This window comes from Marinomonas sp. S3726, assembly GCF_000967665.1.
Lineage (GTDB): Bacteria > Pseudomonadota > Gammaproteobacteria > Pseudomonadales > Marinomonadaceae > Marinomonas.
In genome coordinates this window covers 164,312-179,210 of sequence record NZ_JXYC01000014.1, presented here as the reverse complement: position 1 = coordinate 179,210, position 14,899 = coordinate 164,312, and the positions used below count along the sequence as shown (strand labels likewise).

Genomic DNA, 14,899 nt, shown 5'->3' with positions numbered 1-14,899 from the left:
CTTTACTGGCCATGAAATGCTAGATAATGTCGGCCTAATCCACATGAATGGGCGTGTGTATGACCCTGAGTTGGGAAGGTTTGTGAGTGCGGATCCTAAAGTTCCTGATCCCTTTAACTCACAAGCATTTAACCGTTATACTTATGTGTACAATAACCCACTGAGTTTTACCGACCCTGATGGGTTTTCACCTAAATCTGGTGATGATTCAAGCTCGTCAGATTTTGGATTTGGTTGGGGTGACCTTGCTTCTTTTGCTGTAGGTTTTACGCCAGCAGGTATCGCGGCGGATATTTATGGAGCCGTGACTGGTGAAGATCTCTTTACGGGAGAAAAACTGACACCTTGGGAAAGGGCAACGAATGTAATACCTGGTGCAAGTGAAGCAAGGAAAATAGGTAAAGCGGCCAAGGCGGTACAAGAAGCGGCAGAAAAGCTGGCAAAAAAAGAAGCGGATGCGAAAAAGGCGGCAGGGCCTAAGGGTAAAGGGAGTGGTAATGGAAAGGATTCTAAAGATCCTAAAGATCCTAAAGATCCTAAAGTTACAAAGAGTACACTCCATAAAAGAGGTGACAAGCCTCAGCCAGGGGAAAGAACTTTGGAAGGCTATGTTTCCAATGCTGCAAAACAAAAAGAGATCGGGCTTAACACAAACTCAACAGGGTTTGATGTGACCGGGCCAAAGCAATTCAAGAGGTTTGGGGCAGATTCTCATGCTGGAATTTCACCTCATGTGCATCAGCCTATTCGTAACACCACCCCTAAAGGGCCTAGAGGAACTACCGGCTCTAAAACAAAAAATGGTGGTGTTACGTCTCCTTCGCAAAAAGACGTTAAGCAACTTTACAATCATCTAAATAACGGAAAATACTGATATGGATTACCCATTTGATTGTACACAAATCGTAGCTGTAAGTAGGAAAAATAGTCTGGTCAGCGAAAATGACGTGTGCGGTGCCCTCTCTAAGGTATGGGGAGGAAGCGTTATTAAGAGTGACAAAATCCACGCAGCAAAATCCGAGTATGTAGCATTATACTGTAAAGCTCCTGTTGAGCTATTTGAATTCCAAGATAAGGAGTTTCAAGGGGAGTTTGAGGATTGGAATGATATTGAATCGGTACCAGAGCGTGTGACTGATTTTGAAAACTGTATTTCAATGTTACTGATGTATGGCTACGATGTAGAGAAGATCTTTATCATACAAACTCCTTCTGAAGATGCAGACAGGGTTTGTGAAACTAGCCTAGATTCACTATCGAAGGCTCTATATTGTATGTCTCTGTTTTATACAGGGGACGGTGCTGGCTGCGAAACGTTGATTGTTAATTTTGATAGATAGAGTAATGTTACAAAGAAGGGAGGTTTCCACGAGGTATTAACGGAAGCACCCATAAGTGGCACAACACGTAGTGCTCATAGAAACTCTGCCAATAAAAAATTCGCTAACGCGTTGGAAGGTGACGCAAACTTTGCACAAGGAATGAATGAACTTCTTGGTAAGGATGTTCTCCAGCATATGAAGTCCGGTAAAAGCGGTTTGAAAAATCCACCTAGGACAGAGTGGCATCACCCGAAAGGTAACTCCGGATCAATGCAGTTGTTGCGTAAGGAAGTGCATCGAGACAAGAATCTTCAAAATGACTTACACAAAGATGGTACAGGTGGATTCGCCGACCACTTTTAATTGAAGGACATTATGGATTTTCAAAAGATACGAAAAAAATCATTAGCTAGTGCCAAAAAGCTGGGTTACGAAGTTAACCCAGCCCTGCCATTACTCGATGATGATTTAGAGCTGCGGCCACAGGAAGAAATTGTGGCTCGTAGCTTGGCGCTTTTTGCTGTCATCGCTAGCTCTTACGGTTTCGATAAGTCTTCGGCTATCCAATGGTTAGAGCAGGAAGGCTGCATTGAATATCTGAGCGAGTCAGAAAGAGATTTTATTGAAAATGATGAGGGTGATACTGCTTATTTTCAGTCGCAAGTGGAGGGGCTAAATGCTTTCGCTTGGGTATTGGGGGTTGTTAAATCGATACCTTTTGATTCTGTTTGCGACAACACATTAATTAGACGCTTCCCTGATATTAAAAATGGTAAAAGCACTTCAGACTATAAAGCTCAGTCTGTAGTCCGTTCCATTGATAAAATAATATCTGCTTGTGATTTATCTTATTGCCTTCATTGGGCAATTGTTGATTCAGGCATGAATACTAGAGAGCTGCCTGGTGACGTAGGCGGCCACGTTATTATCGAGAGACGTAGGGCTTTAGAATGGATGCTAAGCACTACTGATTGGGATGAAATAGGCCTAGATACTTAAACGTATAAAGCCAGCCTCACACGTGCTTTTTTTATCCCTTATCCGCCTGCCTTCCCGAATCCCTTCGCCGTGACTGGTATTTAGCTATACGGATATCAACGGCCAAACCACAGCCACAGAGGTGGATATACTTGGTCGTGTTACTAAGGTAGCTTGGTCGATGGTGTGAGAACTTGAAGCCTATAGGCAACTGACTCTCTTATCTATACCGAGTGTGTCAGTTATTACTGCAATCTAGGATCTAATATGTTTAAGAAATTATGCTATATTCATAATGATGTTAGAAAATAAAAATGATGATATGCAGAGTCGTATAAAGGCGTTAAAAAAGCTTGCAATAATGCGTAGTGAGCGATTTAAATGCGCTAGTGATCCGTTACAGGGTCTTGCTGTCTCTATAAAGGAAGCGAAAAAATCTGTAGAAAAAAGTAGAGCTTCAATACGGGTAAGATCTGATAACAATTGTAGTTATTAAGTTGAGAGAATTGTTCGCTAACCTGAAAATATAAGTAGTGAAGTCTATTCAAGTCTATTCAAGTCTATTTTTGATCTTTTCACGTGATCTATAAACTTGCGTTTAAGTTTTTTGGAGGTGCCATTATTGGTTCAAGAAAGTAGGCAGGCCTTAGTATTGAATTAAAGCTTGCCTATTGGGTTTAAACACGAACTCGGGCTGGGATTGAAACTCTAGGCTTGATTTTCGTCAGAATTCCATCGTATTTGCTCATGATGTCACTAAATATGGTTCTGTGTTTTTGAGCTATTAATGTTACTACAAAGGCGTATTTAATAGATGGAGCCTTGCTCCCTCCTATTGCGGCGCCACAGTCTCTTGCCATGTAATGAATTTCAAAGTATGGATCGTCTAACGATTTGCCATATTTACTTAACTCTGCATGTAGTGTTGTTTCCCATTTAGCAGCATCCTTTCTTAGTTCTGCTTCTGTAGCTTTTTTCTGTTGTCTAAAAAAAGATTCTTTCTTTTCTCCTGCTTTTGGGCTCCATGATATTTCTACGCCAGCTTTTGTATACATTGAAGAGTCTTGAGTGTCTATCTGTGTTGCAAAGCAACAGGTTGCTTGGATCATTACTTTCCCTGATATTCCATTCTCGGGCAGAGGTACTGGAACTTTTAGATATTTTCCTGGCTGCAACTCTCCTTGATAAAGAATTCTAGCAACTCCATCAGGAGATTCTATTAATGATTCGATGTTGTCAGGAGCTTTACCCCATCCAACTTCTTTTTCATCATGGGCGTTTTTACTCGCACTATTAATTAATAGTGCTTTTAAAGCTACGGCCGATATTGAGTGTCCCATTAATGCTCTTATTCCAGCTGCTTTACGAAGTAAATATGGTGCAGCGAAGCTTGTGCCTTGTACGGGAACTAATTCATTGTTTGATGAATTGCTTAGAATATGAAAATACTCGTTGAGTGTACCTCCAAATGCTACCAGATCTGGTTTTACTCTTCCTGGAGCTCTGCCTGGTCCAATTGCACTATAGGGAGCGCGCGTCCACATATCACTAGTTGAAGTGGTAGCGCCTACTGCAATTGCATTTACGCTATCAGAAGGAACCTGTATTCTGTTAAGTCCCAACTCACTATTTAAGTCTCCATTATTGCCTGCTGCAACAGTCATAAAGGTCTCGCCGTCAGCTAAGTAGGTGTCTATCAAAGATGTCCACGGATGTATGTCGTCATCGTCAACTGAGAGTACAGGACCTAAGCTGAGGTTTAAAAATTCATATTGACGAGACAGTAAAATGTCTTCTATATGCCCTAATGCTCGATATAGTTCATAAGGGTCGTCACTTTCCATTGATGAGTCTAATATTCTGTGATGATCTACGTATGTGAAAGGTTGAGCTGCCTGCTGGTTTGGCTCTAATGGTCCGAAGAGGAATGCTGAAGTTACTCCCTGGCCATGATGGATTCCATCTTCTAAACTGTTTGCTTCGGGATCAGATTTTACATAATTGGTAACCCAAGGTGAGAGATTGGAGTTATCTGGAATGCCTCCATCTAAAATAGCCACATTTACGTCATTGGCGATTGGTAGAGCGTTAGGCATAGGAATGCTAGATTTTACTCCAGAAGTTTTAAAGTTCGGAATAAAAGATCTCAGTTGAGGTATAGGTCTCAACACTCTTAAAAAAGAGTGATTTGCTAATGTAACTAGTTTTTCTTCTGGCCCTGAAAATGGAGCGAACCAAATATTTGAAGTAGTTATTGATAACTCTTCAGCAATTTTGAAGCCTAGGCTGTTCGCAAAATCTATAAATGATTTTTTAATAAAGTCAGAGGAGGTTCCTGGGATTAGGTGCAATCCGGCTTCATAAAAGCCTTTTTTTTCATGGCCTAAACCTCTTTTTATCTTCTCTTCTGGCTGAATTGTCGAAATACTCCAAATTTTAGATAAATCGTCTGCTCCAGGAGTTTCACTACTAAAATGATCGATTTTCTCGGAGAACGTTTTTAGTTGTGACCGTTTGCCTGCTATGAATATACAGGTTGTTGGTGAAATGATTGGAGGACCTTTTTTTGTCCATTTATCAGGTTTTACCTTTACGCTCTTGCTACCAATGGTACGGCTACTCATCTCGCGTAATAATTTATTAGGGAAATGTCCTTTTGCAATATAAGAAGGGTGTAGGGTCAGTTTAGTAACTGCATAGTCTTTAGGACAAAATTCTGATGGGAGCTTTTCAATTTGTTTGGCCGTTTCCTTGAATTGTGGAGATAATCGACTTAAAACTTCATTAATGTTATATAGCTCGCTGGTGTCTGGATTTATTTTTGGTGGGGGTGTTAATTTTGTTAGAGCTTCAGCGTGTCCAATTAAATAGTTTCTATTTTTAGTCATTACAGCGATCCCTTATTTTTGGTTTTCCTTTAGCTTCTTTCGAATTGTATCTCTACTTACCCCAGTGAGCTCTGAAGCTTTTACTTGAGATGTTTTAAACTCCAATACAAGACGTGTAGCAAGGTCGATACGTTCAGATCTAGTCATTGTTTCTGTATTGGAGAGTAAGTTCTTGATTATCTGTTTTTCAAAAGAATTAGGCTCTAAAATACGCATTTTTCTAAGCTTATGTATGCGTTTTTTTATATTGCTATATGAGTCTCCTTTGAAAGCTTGAATGCATAGAGGTATCCAGTGGCTAAAATGCTCTAGGTCGTCTCCAAGAAAGTTATTAATGGCTAGCGTTGTTTGCTCTGTTGATGGAAGAGAGAAGCTTACTTCTAAATCGAAGCGCCTCCAAAGAGCTGGATCTACTAGTTCTGGGTGATTTGTCGCTGCTATTAATAGTCCTGTCGAAGGCCAGCTTTCTAGCTCTTGAAGCATAACTGTAACGAGCCTTTTTAGTTCTCCTACATCGGCATCATCACTACGCTTCTTGGCAATTGCATCAATTTCATCGAGTAGTAGCACGCATGGGTGTGACTTTGCAAAATCGATAACTGCTCTAAGGTTACTGCCAGTCTTTCCTAGATAACTACTCATTACTGCAGTTAAATCTAGAGTGTAGAAAGGTAGTTGAAGTTGAGAGGCTAGCCAATTAGCTGTCATTGTTTTTCCTACTCCAGGCGGGCCTTGAAAAATGATTGAGCTGCATGGTGTTAGTCCTAATTTAGATAGTACTTGAGCGTGTTTCCTTTCTTTAATTATCTGCGATAGTTGCTCTTCTAGTGATGTAGATAAAATTGGAGATGGGTAATTTGCGATGTTATCAGAAAATGATTTTAGCAACGGAATAGCGCTATCGCCAGATGTACCAAGAACGCTTGAGTTATGATTGTCATTTATTGATTTGCGCAGTACTTCATTCGATCTAGCCGGATTGTCTTTTAGTAAGGCCTCTATTTTTTTACTTGTTTCTGGGTCTGTTGTTCGAAGCTTTCGTACGGCTTTTGCTAGGTACATTCTAATGTCTGCTTCTTTTCCTGAAAGCGCGAGCTTGGATAGGGTAACTATATCTATTTCAGATTTCATCTTGACTACTTTTTTGATTTTTTGAATATTTAGTCATTATATATGTATATGTAATGATTTTAAAGTACTTTGACTATGGCTAGATTTTGTATTATTTTGAAAATTAGTCATTTTGGAGGTCGTGTAAATTGTTTGAATCAAGAAAACTAAAGTTTGAGAAAGGAATTTGGCGAGTTGATGCCTTCGGTGGAATTGAGCTTTCAGCATATGGAATTCCCAAAATTTTTATTTCGTTATCTCAGATTCAAGACGTAGGCTTGAATAGTCCATTGGTTAAGGGAGTTCAGACTGGTGAACAGAAATGGATAAAAGAGCCACTTAATCGCATTTCAGAGTATTTAATTGGCTCATGTTGGGAGCACGGAAAGCGCATAAGTCGTCTTAGCGCTTTTGAAAATACGTTTGAGGTTGATACCTCTAAAATTCAATTTGTTCATGCGGGAGATAATATCCATTTAAACGGTATTGATTATCCATCGGCAGTCCCCGATAGAGCTATAAAACTTGGTAAGAATCTGAAGGGGCTTTCTAAAAAGTCTATTTATGCAATTGTCCCTGTACTTAATAGTAATCTTACTGATTTCTTAGTTGTTCCTTGTGTTGAGTTATATCGTTTCTATATTGGCGTAAGTAGTGGCTTCATTAATAAAGTATTAACCAACGATATTTCTCAATACTTTTGTTGGGAAAAACCTCATTTGAGAGTTAAGACGCGACTTAGTCGTCTTGAGCAGTTCGTAGCTTACCGAGGTTATGATACTGAAGAAGGAAAAGCCTGGTTCCAGTGTTCCTCGGACCATATCAAGAGAACTGCAATAGAAAAACGATTAGTTGAAGATGATGATCCTGAGTCAATCACCACAGCAGAATTAGCTTCAAATTTTTCTGCTGGAAGAGCTCCCTTTTCATTAAAATCGAGGTTTCCATTTTCAGATAGTACGACATTAACTGTTTGTGGAAAGCGGTTTCGATATTTTATGGATGGGAAAAAAGATACATGGGCAGTTTTTGCTGCCAATATTATTAATTGTGATCATAAAGAGTCTTTTTCCGTCAAAATATCTAGTGATAGAAGCTTGGATGAAGCTCAACCTTGGTCTCCTGAAATAGGTGATTCGGATGACTTTATTGACAGTCCATTTGACGGGGAAAGTGCATTGCCTGAAACCGATGAAGATCCTAATGTATTTGTGGGTGGAGTTGCGGTTCTGAATTCAAGTAATCGCTTTACTGCTATGAATGATGTGGACTTTATTCATACTGCGACAGGAGAGGTTAATGATCCTGTTTATGGTCAAGGGGCAGAAGGAGAATCCATTTGCTATTCTTATGAAGATGTTGTTGAAACAGATACCAACGAAAATACTCTTCATAAAAAAGATTTCGATTCTCATGTGTACGAAATTGATCGTCTGATCACTGATTTTGTTCGTCTGATCCCTTACATGAGGGTATATAATAGTGCCAAGGGCTGGGAGGTTGCGTCCCGAGGCTGCGAGTCTGTTTTGGAGCAATATGGAGAGATAGTGACTACATTTTTGCCATCTCGATCTAGAAGGCACTCTTGGCGAACCATAGAAGATAATGGTTCTAGACGTCTTCGACAAATTGTGTGGTTAGAAATCTGTATTGCGCCAGATAGATTTATTTATTTGGCTGAAATGGAACTGAAAAAATCTGAACTTGGACGAAGTACTTTAGGAATTATCAGAAACAACTTCGAATATATGTCTGAATCAGATTTTAAGATCTTTTTGGAAATGACAGCGGTTAAAAATCGATGGCCAAAAATGTCTCATGGATGGAGGAGTGAAAAAGCTCGAGCAAGATCTGCGCAGTATTTCTCAGAATATTCTCATGTAGGTTTTAGTCATCCTGAATTTATCTCTGATACAGATTTGCTATCTGAAGAAAAATTGGCCAAATGGGCTGAGGTCCTTAGTAAAGGTGTTCTAAGTGAGGTGAATAAATACTTAGCGGTCATATAGATTAAAAAAGGCGTTTCAGCATCTTTTCTTTTTAGGCTGAGTTAATTAAATAGTTAGGTAATACTTTAATGTTTGGAGCGTCTTTGAACTATTAATGTACTTTTGTTTAAAAACAACAATAGTCTGTCTAGAGGCTAACATAAGCCTCTAGACTAAATTTCACTTATTCCATGATTGCTATCTCTTATGTGCAGTAGATTAATGCTGTAACCTATTTGCAAGGTATCAACTTTGATCTCTGCTTATTCTCTTGAAATGATTACTATAAAGGATTTTGTTATTTAGCTGTTTTCAAGTATTGTAAATCACAGTGGTTTAAAAACATGACGTAAATATAATATTTAGAAAGGATTTCTATGAAAGGTTTTTCATTTGCTCTCGTTTTATTTTCTTTGATGGCTTTTACGTCTAGTACAGTTAGCGCACACGGTGGCCGTTTAAACTCCTCAGGCTGCCATAATGAACGAAAAACAGGTGGTTATCATTGTCATCGCTCCTCTGGCTATAGTGCCTCAAGAAACTCTTCTAGCAAAAGTGGTATTAATGCTACTAAACCTATAAAGAAGGATATAATTAGAACATCAAGCAACAAGGTTAATTCTCTTTCTAAGAAAGCCACTATTCAAATTAGTTCAGATCTCACTACAACAGATATTATTCAACTCCAAACTTACCTTGACTTGTTAGGATACGATATTGGTGTGATTGATGGCATTGCTGGAGAAAAAACTAAGCGAGCTTTAGAGTTATATCGCTTAAAACATTCGAACAGTAGTAATCAAGTGTTTTCTAAAAAGAGTCTTACCCTATTGAAGTCAAGGATTAAACTTTATTTTCCGTAGGTGTTTACTATCGATTTATATAATGAAGGCGCTAATTTGTTTGATTTTATCTAATTAGTTATGCTCCAGAAGCTTGTGAATACTTATCTTGTCATTGGGAGTAGCGCAACATTCCGGTTTTGTGCAATGTAGGCAAGGATATGCAATCGCTTACAACTACACTTTGAAGTCTTCAGAGAGGGGATTATACCTTCTGGCAAGAAGGTGCGATTTCTTTTCTTACTCCTCATAAAGTATTAAAAGCAATTCAACCAAACAAATAGCTGCTTTGAATCCATTAATGCTATTGAGGTAAAATCTGGCTTTGAATTCTTATCTTCATTACCTGTGATGATATAGGAGATAGCATTGAATCTATAAAACTAGAAAAACAGCGCTAAAGCCGCGTCAAGTCGTTTGGGTTATTTAGGTTTTTTTGGGAAACGTTGGGTTAGATAAATTTGCTACAAAACCAACTTTCTTTCTGAGTGTGCCAACATACATGTTTGCATATAGACTAACTGTTCTATCGGTTGTAGGGATTCTATGTTTCTTGAGGTATTTAACAATACTATTCAGTTCTTCTATATTTGCTGTATAAATGCTTTTATCTAAATCTGAAAAAATAACTTGTCTCAGCCAATAGCATAAAGGCCTGTCAAAGTCAGAGTATGCGGATTTGGAAAAAATTGTTCCTTCAGATAGTGTAATTAAACGATTTGGCCAATCATCTAGAAGCCACAATACAGTAATTAGGATTTTTAGTCTTTCTTCACTAGAGCGTAGTTCAAAACTAGGGTGAGATTTCTGATCTATACTGCTGGCAATGTCAATATTGAGGATCTCCTTTATTTTTGTCTTTATACCACCCTCAAAATAGCGCCTTTTCATTAGGCCGGCTATTAATTCCCATAAACCATTGAACTCTTGCAAAGCTAGAGGTTGGTTTAGAGAAGGAAAGCAAGGCTCTCCTTTTGTAAATTGTTTAGTAAAGTGAAGGCACAATCCGATATAAGGCTCCAACTCTGATGATATTTTGCGATTATTCCCCTGCCATAAGGGCCGCTCACAAAAGGAGCATAGGGACAGGTCTGTTGCTGGTGTTTCGTATTGTTGGCTACCTATGCCTCTGCGTTGATAATCGATAACGTTATTACAGTGAGGGCACTTGTCCCTTAGTAAACACTGATGCTTTTCACAAAATAAGCAGAAAGAGAGGCGCCAGTGTTTTCTGAAGTAAGCTGTCGAAGAATCCTTTAAGCATTGAGGGCAATACTGAATTCCATGCTTTTTTCGTGTTCTATGGTAAATTCCAAGAGGTAGTATCCATTTAGTGAACCCGTTTGAATTTATTTTTTCGAATAGTTGACCTTCAAAGCTCGTAAGCATTAGGTTCTTAATTTGCTCAGCATTTTGTTTGGTCTTTACCTCAAGCTTATTAATTAATTCAGGGATATATAGTCGATCAATGTCTCTAGTAAAGATTGAGGAATCTAAGTTTAAGACCCCTTTGTATAAGGCATGAGAATACATACCGTTCTCGATAGCTAACCTTGTAGCCCATGAAGATAGAAGCTCATCCTTGAATGGTTTTGGATGAAGCGGTAGAAGCATAACTAAAGAGCTATTCCCGTATCCCTAACTCGGTCTGATGGCGGAGTAAAACCGCAGTTAGAAATGGTTTCTGGGGTAATTTTCTCCTCTCCATTTTTTAGAGCGAATGTAGCAGCTTTATTGAGAAGCATGGATAGCTCTCCGATACTCCCTTCTGAAAAGGCATAGATCTTTTTACTCAACAAACCACTATGTAGATTTGATTCTTCTTTTAGGGGGGTAATTGATTCGAAAGTTCTTAATAGTTGCCTAAAGCCTTTATCTAGTTTCCATTTTGGAAGAAAGATTGGTTGAAAGCGGTTTTGAATTTGTGGGTCTGTACTTGTTGCTCTTAGTAAATCTTCCGTACCACAGGCAATTATAGAAATGCGTAGTTCATTTCCAAGATATTTTAGTGCATTCAAGAATTGCTGTCGCTTTAAGGTGGAGCCAGCAAGAGAGTTGTGCAGTTCGTCAATACAGAGAACTTTAAGACCTATATCCTTCAAAACTTGAACTGTTCGCGTTCTTTTAGCTGACACAGAGGCTGCAGGTACCCTCTCATAGAGTGATGATAGGATCGATGCATATAGGTCTGACTCATTGGGCGACGGTGGAGATTGAACATACATTACAGGAATTATAATGCGACCATAATCTGACTCATTGTCTGGCAAGTGAGATTGACAAAACTTATTTACAAGATCTGTTTTTCCATTATTAGTCCTGCCTATCAACATCAAATTTGGCATCCTTGCTACTCGTGGATGTCGGTAGATGTCTTCAAAATGTTGAAGTATCTCGCGTGCTTTTGGATATCCGATCCACCTAGGTGAGGATATTTCTTGTATTCTTTCTTCAATCGAGAGAAGAACTTTTTGCTTGCAGGATGAGTGTAAATGAGGGTAATTAGACATAGCTCACCTTAGTATAATTCAATATCAGTAAATGGTAGGATTTCATCTTCTTCTGGAGTGAGTTCATCATTAATTTCTATAGAAGGTTTCACGTTGTGTTCGACTTGCCAGTTTCTACGCCTTTCTGCTTGGCGGCGTTTTCTTTTCTCCGTCGCACGCTGTTGTTTAGCTAGACGAGTTTTTTCAATCGCCTCTTCTTCAATCTTTCGAAGCTTTTCGATTCCTCGAAATATAGTTTCTTCGTCGATTGCATATGCTTCATTGTCTACTACTAACTTTTTAGCTGCTTTGAGTTCCCAGAGACTGATTGAAGGGTGTGAGGAATTAAGATATGGAATTGGAACATATCTTTTTGAGTCAGGATCGAGAAAATATATGTGACTAATATCTCTAGGGTCACGAGCGAAAATAAACTTCTTGGATTTATTTGGGGTATCTTCGTCGGGAGTTCCAATCCATTTTCTTAAAGCATCTGAGTAGTAAAAAATATAATCGGCTTCTACACCATGTGGTTGGATAGAGCGTTTGATATAAGGAGTAAAATCTAAGCGTAATGTTTCTTCGTCTTCAATTGGAAACGGTAAACCAATTCCTGGTTTATCTTTGCTACCGAAAATTGCTTCTGAGTATAGTTTTATGGGAGGTATGTTGCTAATTCCACGGTGGGGACGATGGTGGTAGCAGTATACAACGAAGACTGAAAACCAGAGGTCAAGTTCTGATAAGGTCATACAGGCTTTACCTTCAGAGTCGTAATCTAATTTCATTTGTACATTGGAGAACGTCGTTCCAGGCAAGTCTTGTACTTCTTGCATGAATGTCCGAAATGCTCTTTCTACATGAGGCCCATAGTTAGGTTGTCCGCGGGGACGAAATTCTAGAATAATTCCATGTTGTTGGCAGGCACGTTTCAACATATCACCACGAAACTCTTTTGCGTTATCGACATGAATTTTTTGCATCTTTCCGAAGATAGGCCATTCTGCATCTATATCGCGTTTGGCTAGCCAATTTTCTTTCGGAAGAATTGCTTGAGATAGACAAAGGCCTGCTGAAGACGAGCCTGGAGGGTCAAGTGTCATCTTGAAGCCACTTATCATTTTCGTCGCGACATCTAAACAAATTGTAAGAAATGGGCGCCCAATTGGATGTCTGTGTTGCTCATCAACTACGATTATATCAACGGGCGTATGATCCACTTGGACGACTGAGTTAGGGTAATCTGCTCCAGGGAAGGACCCCGTCTTCGGATCATATTTCTGTTTGGCTGCTTTTGCACCTAATCGAGATTTGAAAGTGTTTTTCCTGTCTAGCTGTTTGATACGGGCATAGACAGTATTTTTATGAGGAACAGGAAGCTCAAGCTTCTGGCACTCACTTTTTAATAAAGTGAATACTTTAGTAATCGATTTCCGCTCTTGTTTGAGATAGTGATTCTGAATATACGAATCAATGAGCTCATTGACCTCAGGATCAAGTTTTAACGTACCACTATCAGATCGCTTTTGTCTTAATAAGGAAGAGACTAAGCCAGTTTCTTCATAGGTTTTAAGCCAACGGTATATCGTTGCAACACCCTTGTTACTCTTTCTAGCGACTGTTTGTACACTCTCTGCTGTACGCTTTTTCAATAAAAGTAAAGGTTTAATGATTTCATAACGCTCAACTGCTAGCTCCCACTCTTTGTCTTTTGCCAACAAATGGGTATGTGCTGGTGATTCTGAAGAAACCTTTAAAGCAATATCTTGAACGTCCACCTGTTCAGTTTTTCCTGATTCGATTAGTCGAATTAAGAGGCGGGAAAAGCTCTTAATTTCAATGACGATTGCACCATCTCCTCTCCAGTACACAAGCTTACCAGGGACTATAGATATCATATTTCCTCCTGTGTCCAAATTTTACTATGCATTGTGAGCGGAACATTGAGATCGCAGCCAATCCTAAAGTTGGCGATTAAGTACCAAACTATAGGAATCATTGTGGCTTTATTCCTTGGGGTGTTGCATAAGGCTGCAATAAGTAAATCTGGGTCCGCTTCCTGAAGATCACTGAGAACAGTCAGAATGTGTAATGCCATCTCAGATTCGACGTTAAGGTCTTTATATCGCCACAAAAACTTTATATTATCTAAATAAGGGGTTCGCACCTCGACCTCAGTGAAAACCTTAAATTCCCAACCTCTCGCTAGTGCCATAGTTTTAGCTGCTCTGAATTTGGGTAGTAGACTTTTCCAGCTATCTCTAAAGTCAGCCCTGTATTTAATTTCATATAGAACAGGTTTGTGTTCCAAATAATCTTGAAATATTAGAAGGCCATCGGGAGTATAGCTTCGCGCAATATTGTATTTGTCAGAATAGCGAATGGTTAGAGGCTGTGGGGTTATGCTTTTGACAGAGTCGTCGAATCGCCACAGCTCCATAAAGTCGCGCTCTAGAGAGGATTCATATGAGCCGATTTTGGGTACAACGCCGGATACACTCCGGTTTGTAATACCAATTTTTCTAACGGATGAGAGATTGGTTATATTACTCATTATCAATTACCTCTAGAATTATAATAAATATTATCACTTATTAATGTTTCTTACATCTGTCCCTAAGCCAGGTGAAATCTCTTTGGCTCATTGTGGCGTTTTATTCTTGGATGAGTTGCCTGAGTTCGACCGTAAAGTGTTAGAAGTGCTTCGAGAACCTTTAGAGAACGGTGAAATTCATTTGTCCCGGGCACGAGGGCAAGTTTGCTATCCCGCTCGCTTTCAATTGGTCGCCGCTATGAATGCGAGCAATGAAGCTTATCAAGGGGATGATTATTATGGTTCAAGGGCCAGCCAAGGGTATTTGCGTAAACTCTCAGCGCCATTCTTAGATCGGATCGATCTCCATGTAGAGGTGCCACCTTTGCCTTCCAATGTCTTGGTAAACGCTGGCGAAACGGGGGAAAGCAGTGCTTCTATACGAGAGCGGGTCGAGCAGGCTGTTACAAGACAAAGAGCACGCCAAGGCTGCTTAAATGCTCAGCTAAATGGCCGTGAATTAGAAGCAATTTGTGCCTTAAATGAAAGTGATAAAGCTTTTATGCAAGGGGCGTTAGACAAGTTAGGCCTATCCGCAAGGGCCTATCATAGAGTGCTAAAAGTAGCGCTTACTCTCTCTGATTTAAGCCAAGCTGATCTGGTAGAGCGTCGGCATCTTATGGAGTCTCTCGCCTACCGTAAAATGGAGCAGAAACTTGCGAAAGTGATAGGGCAGGGGTAGGTTAGCG

At 39.5% G+C, this 14,899-nt stretch carries 12 protein-coding genes; 6 read left to right on the top strand and 6 right to left on the bottom strand.

Annotated features, from left to right (window positions below):
- The 3 genes from TW85_RS13950 to TW85_RS13935 form a co-directional block, all read left to right on the top strand.
- On the top strand, positions 1-874 hold an 874-nt coding region (locus TW85_RS13950; RefSeq protein WP_238326217.1), incomplete at its 5' end, for an RHS repeat-associated core domain-containing protein.
- 1 nt (position 875) lies between these two features.
- The gene (locus TW85_RS13945) at positions 876-1,340 is read left to right on the top strand and encodes a hypothetical protein (RefSeq protein WP_046017733.1); all 465 of its coding nucleotides are present in this window, start codon (positions 876-878) and stop codon (positions 1,338-1,340) included.
- A gap of 357 nt (positions 1,341-1,697) precedes the next feature.
- Complete coding sequence (locus TW85_RS13935) at positions 1,698-2,321, top strand: DUF4272 domain-containing protein (RefSeq protein ID WP_046017731.1); 624 nt, start codon at positions 1,698-1,700, stop codon at positions 2,319-2,321.
- A gap of 656 nt (positions 2,322-2,977) precedes the next feature.
- Here the strand turns inward: TW85_RS13935 and TW85_RS13925 are convergent.
- On the bottom strand, positions 2,978-5,188 hold the full coding sequence (locus TW85_RS13925; RefSeq protein WP_046017729.1) for a S8 family peptidase: 2,211 nt from the start codon (positions 5,186-5,188) through the stop codon (positions 2,978-2,980).
- A 12-nt stretch (positions 5,189-5,200) separates the two neighbouring features.
- On the bottom strand, positions 5,201-6,319 hold the full coding sequence (locus tag TW85_RS13920) for an AAA family ATPase (protein ID WP_052702203.1): 1,119 nt from the start codon (positions 6,317-6,319) through the stop codon (positions 5,201-5,203).
- 128 nt (positions 6,320-6,447) lie between these two features.
- On the opposite strand from TW85_RS13920, the gene TW85_RS13915 reads away from it, so the two are divergent.
- Together TW85_RS13915 and TW85_RS25525 are read left to right on the top strand one after the other, a co-directional pair.
- Complete coding sequence (locus TW85_RS13915; protein ID WP_046017727.1) at positions 6,448-8,307, top strand: hypothetical protein; 1,860 nt, start codon at positions 6,448-6,450, stop codon at positions 8,305-8,307.
- A gap of 356 nt (positions 8,308-8,663) precedes the next feature.
- Positions 8,664-9,149, top strand: coding sequence for a YHYH domain-containing protein (locus TW85_RS25525; protein WP_052702201.1), 486 nt, complete (start codon positions 8,664-8,666; stop codon positions 9,147-9,149).
- A 405-nt stretch (positions 9,150-9,554) separates the two neighbouring features.
- On the opposite strand, the gene TW85_RS25520 is transcribed toward TW85_RS25525, so the two are convergent.
- From TW85_RS25520 to TW85_RS13890, 4 genes are read right to left on the bottom strand one after another with little or no spacing between them, the layout of a single operon-like run.
- A complete protein-coding gene (locus tag TW85_RS25520; RefSeq protein ID WP_052702199.1) occupies positions 9,555-10,742 on the bottom strand; it encodes a TniQ family protein in 1,188 nt (395 codons plus the stop codon).
- A 2-nt stretch (positions 10,743-10,744) separates the two neighbouring features.
- Positions 10,745-11,638, bottom strand: coding sequence for a TniB family NTP-binding protein (locus tag TW85_RS13900; RefSeq protein WP_046017726.1), 894 nt, complete (start codon positions 11,636-11,638; stop codon positions 10,745-10,747).
- Positions 11,639-11,646: 8 nt separating this feature from the next.
- Positions 11,647-13,515, bottom strand: a complete 1,869-nt coding sequence (locus TW85_RS13895; protein WP_046017725.1) for a Mu transposase C-terminal domain-containing protein — start codon at positions 13,513-13,515, stop codon at positions 11,647-11,649.
- Complete coding sequence (locus TW85_RS13890) at positions 13,512-14,171, bottom strand: heteromeric transposase endonuclease subunit TnsA (RefSeq protein WP_046017724.1); 660 nt, start codon at positions 14,169-14,171, stop codon at positions 13,512-13,514. Before TW85_RS13890 ends, TW85_RS13895 begins: the two co-directional genes overlap by 4 nt.
- Positions 14,172-14,214: 43 nt before the next feature.
- Between TW85_RS13890 and TW85_RS13885 the strand changes: the two genes are divergently transcribed.
- Positions 14,215-14,892: an ATP-binding protein gene (locus tag TW85_RS13885; protein ID WP_084616316.1), complete on the top strand. Its 678-nt coding sequence runs from the start codon at positions 14,215-14,217 to the stop codon at positions 14,890-14,892.
- Positions 14,893-14,899: the final 7 nt, after the last annotated feature.

Excerpts from the sequence above, each read along its gene's own strand:
- TW85_RS13945 (WP_046017733.1), top strand. The coding sequence starts at position 876 with ATGGATTACCCATTTGATTGTACACAAATCGTAGCTGTAAGTAGGAAA.
- TW85_RS13935 (WP_046017731.1), top strand. The coding sequence starts at position 1,698 with ATGGATTTTCAAAAGATACGAAAAAAATCATTAGCTAGTGCCAAAAAG.
- TW85_RS13925 (WP_046017729.1), bottom strand. The coding sequence starts at position 5,188 with ATGACTAAAAATAGAAACTATTTAATTGGACACGCTGAAGCTCTAACA.
- TW85_RS13920 (WP_052702203.1), bottom strand. The coding sequence starts at position 6,319 with ATGAAATCTGAAATAGATATAGTTACCCTATCCAAGCTCGCGCTTTCA.
- TW85_RS25525 (WP_052702201.1), top strand. The coding sequence starts at position 8,664 with ATGAAAGGTTTTTCATTTGCTCTCGTTTTATTTTCTTTGATGGCTTTT.
- TW85_RS25520 (WP_052702199.1), bottom strand. The coding sequence starts at position 10,742 with ATGCTTCTACCGCTTCATCCAAAACCATTCAAGGATGAGCTTCTATCT.
- TW85_RS13900 (WP_046017726.1), bottom strand. The coding sequence starts at position 11,638 with ATGTCTAATTACCCTCATTTACACTCATCCTGCAAGCAAAAAGTTCTT.
- TW85_RS13895 (WP_046017725.1), bottom strand. The coding sequence starts at position 13,515 with ATGATATCTATAGTCCCTGGTAAGCTTGTGTACTGGAGAGGAGATGGT.
- TW85_RS13890 (WP_046017724.1), bottom strand. The coding sequence starts at position 14,171 with ATGAGTAATATAACCAATCTCTCATCCGTTAGAAAAATTGGTATTACA.
- TW85_RS13885 (WP_084616316.1), top strand. The coding sequence starts at position 14,215 with ATGTTTCTTACATCTGTCCCTAAGCCAGGTGAAATCTCTTTGGCTCAT.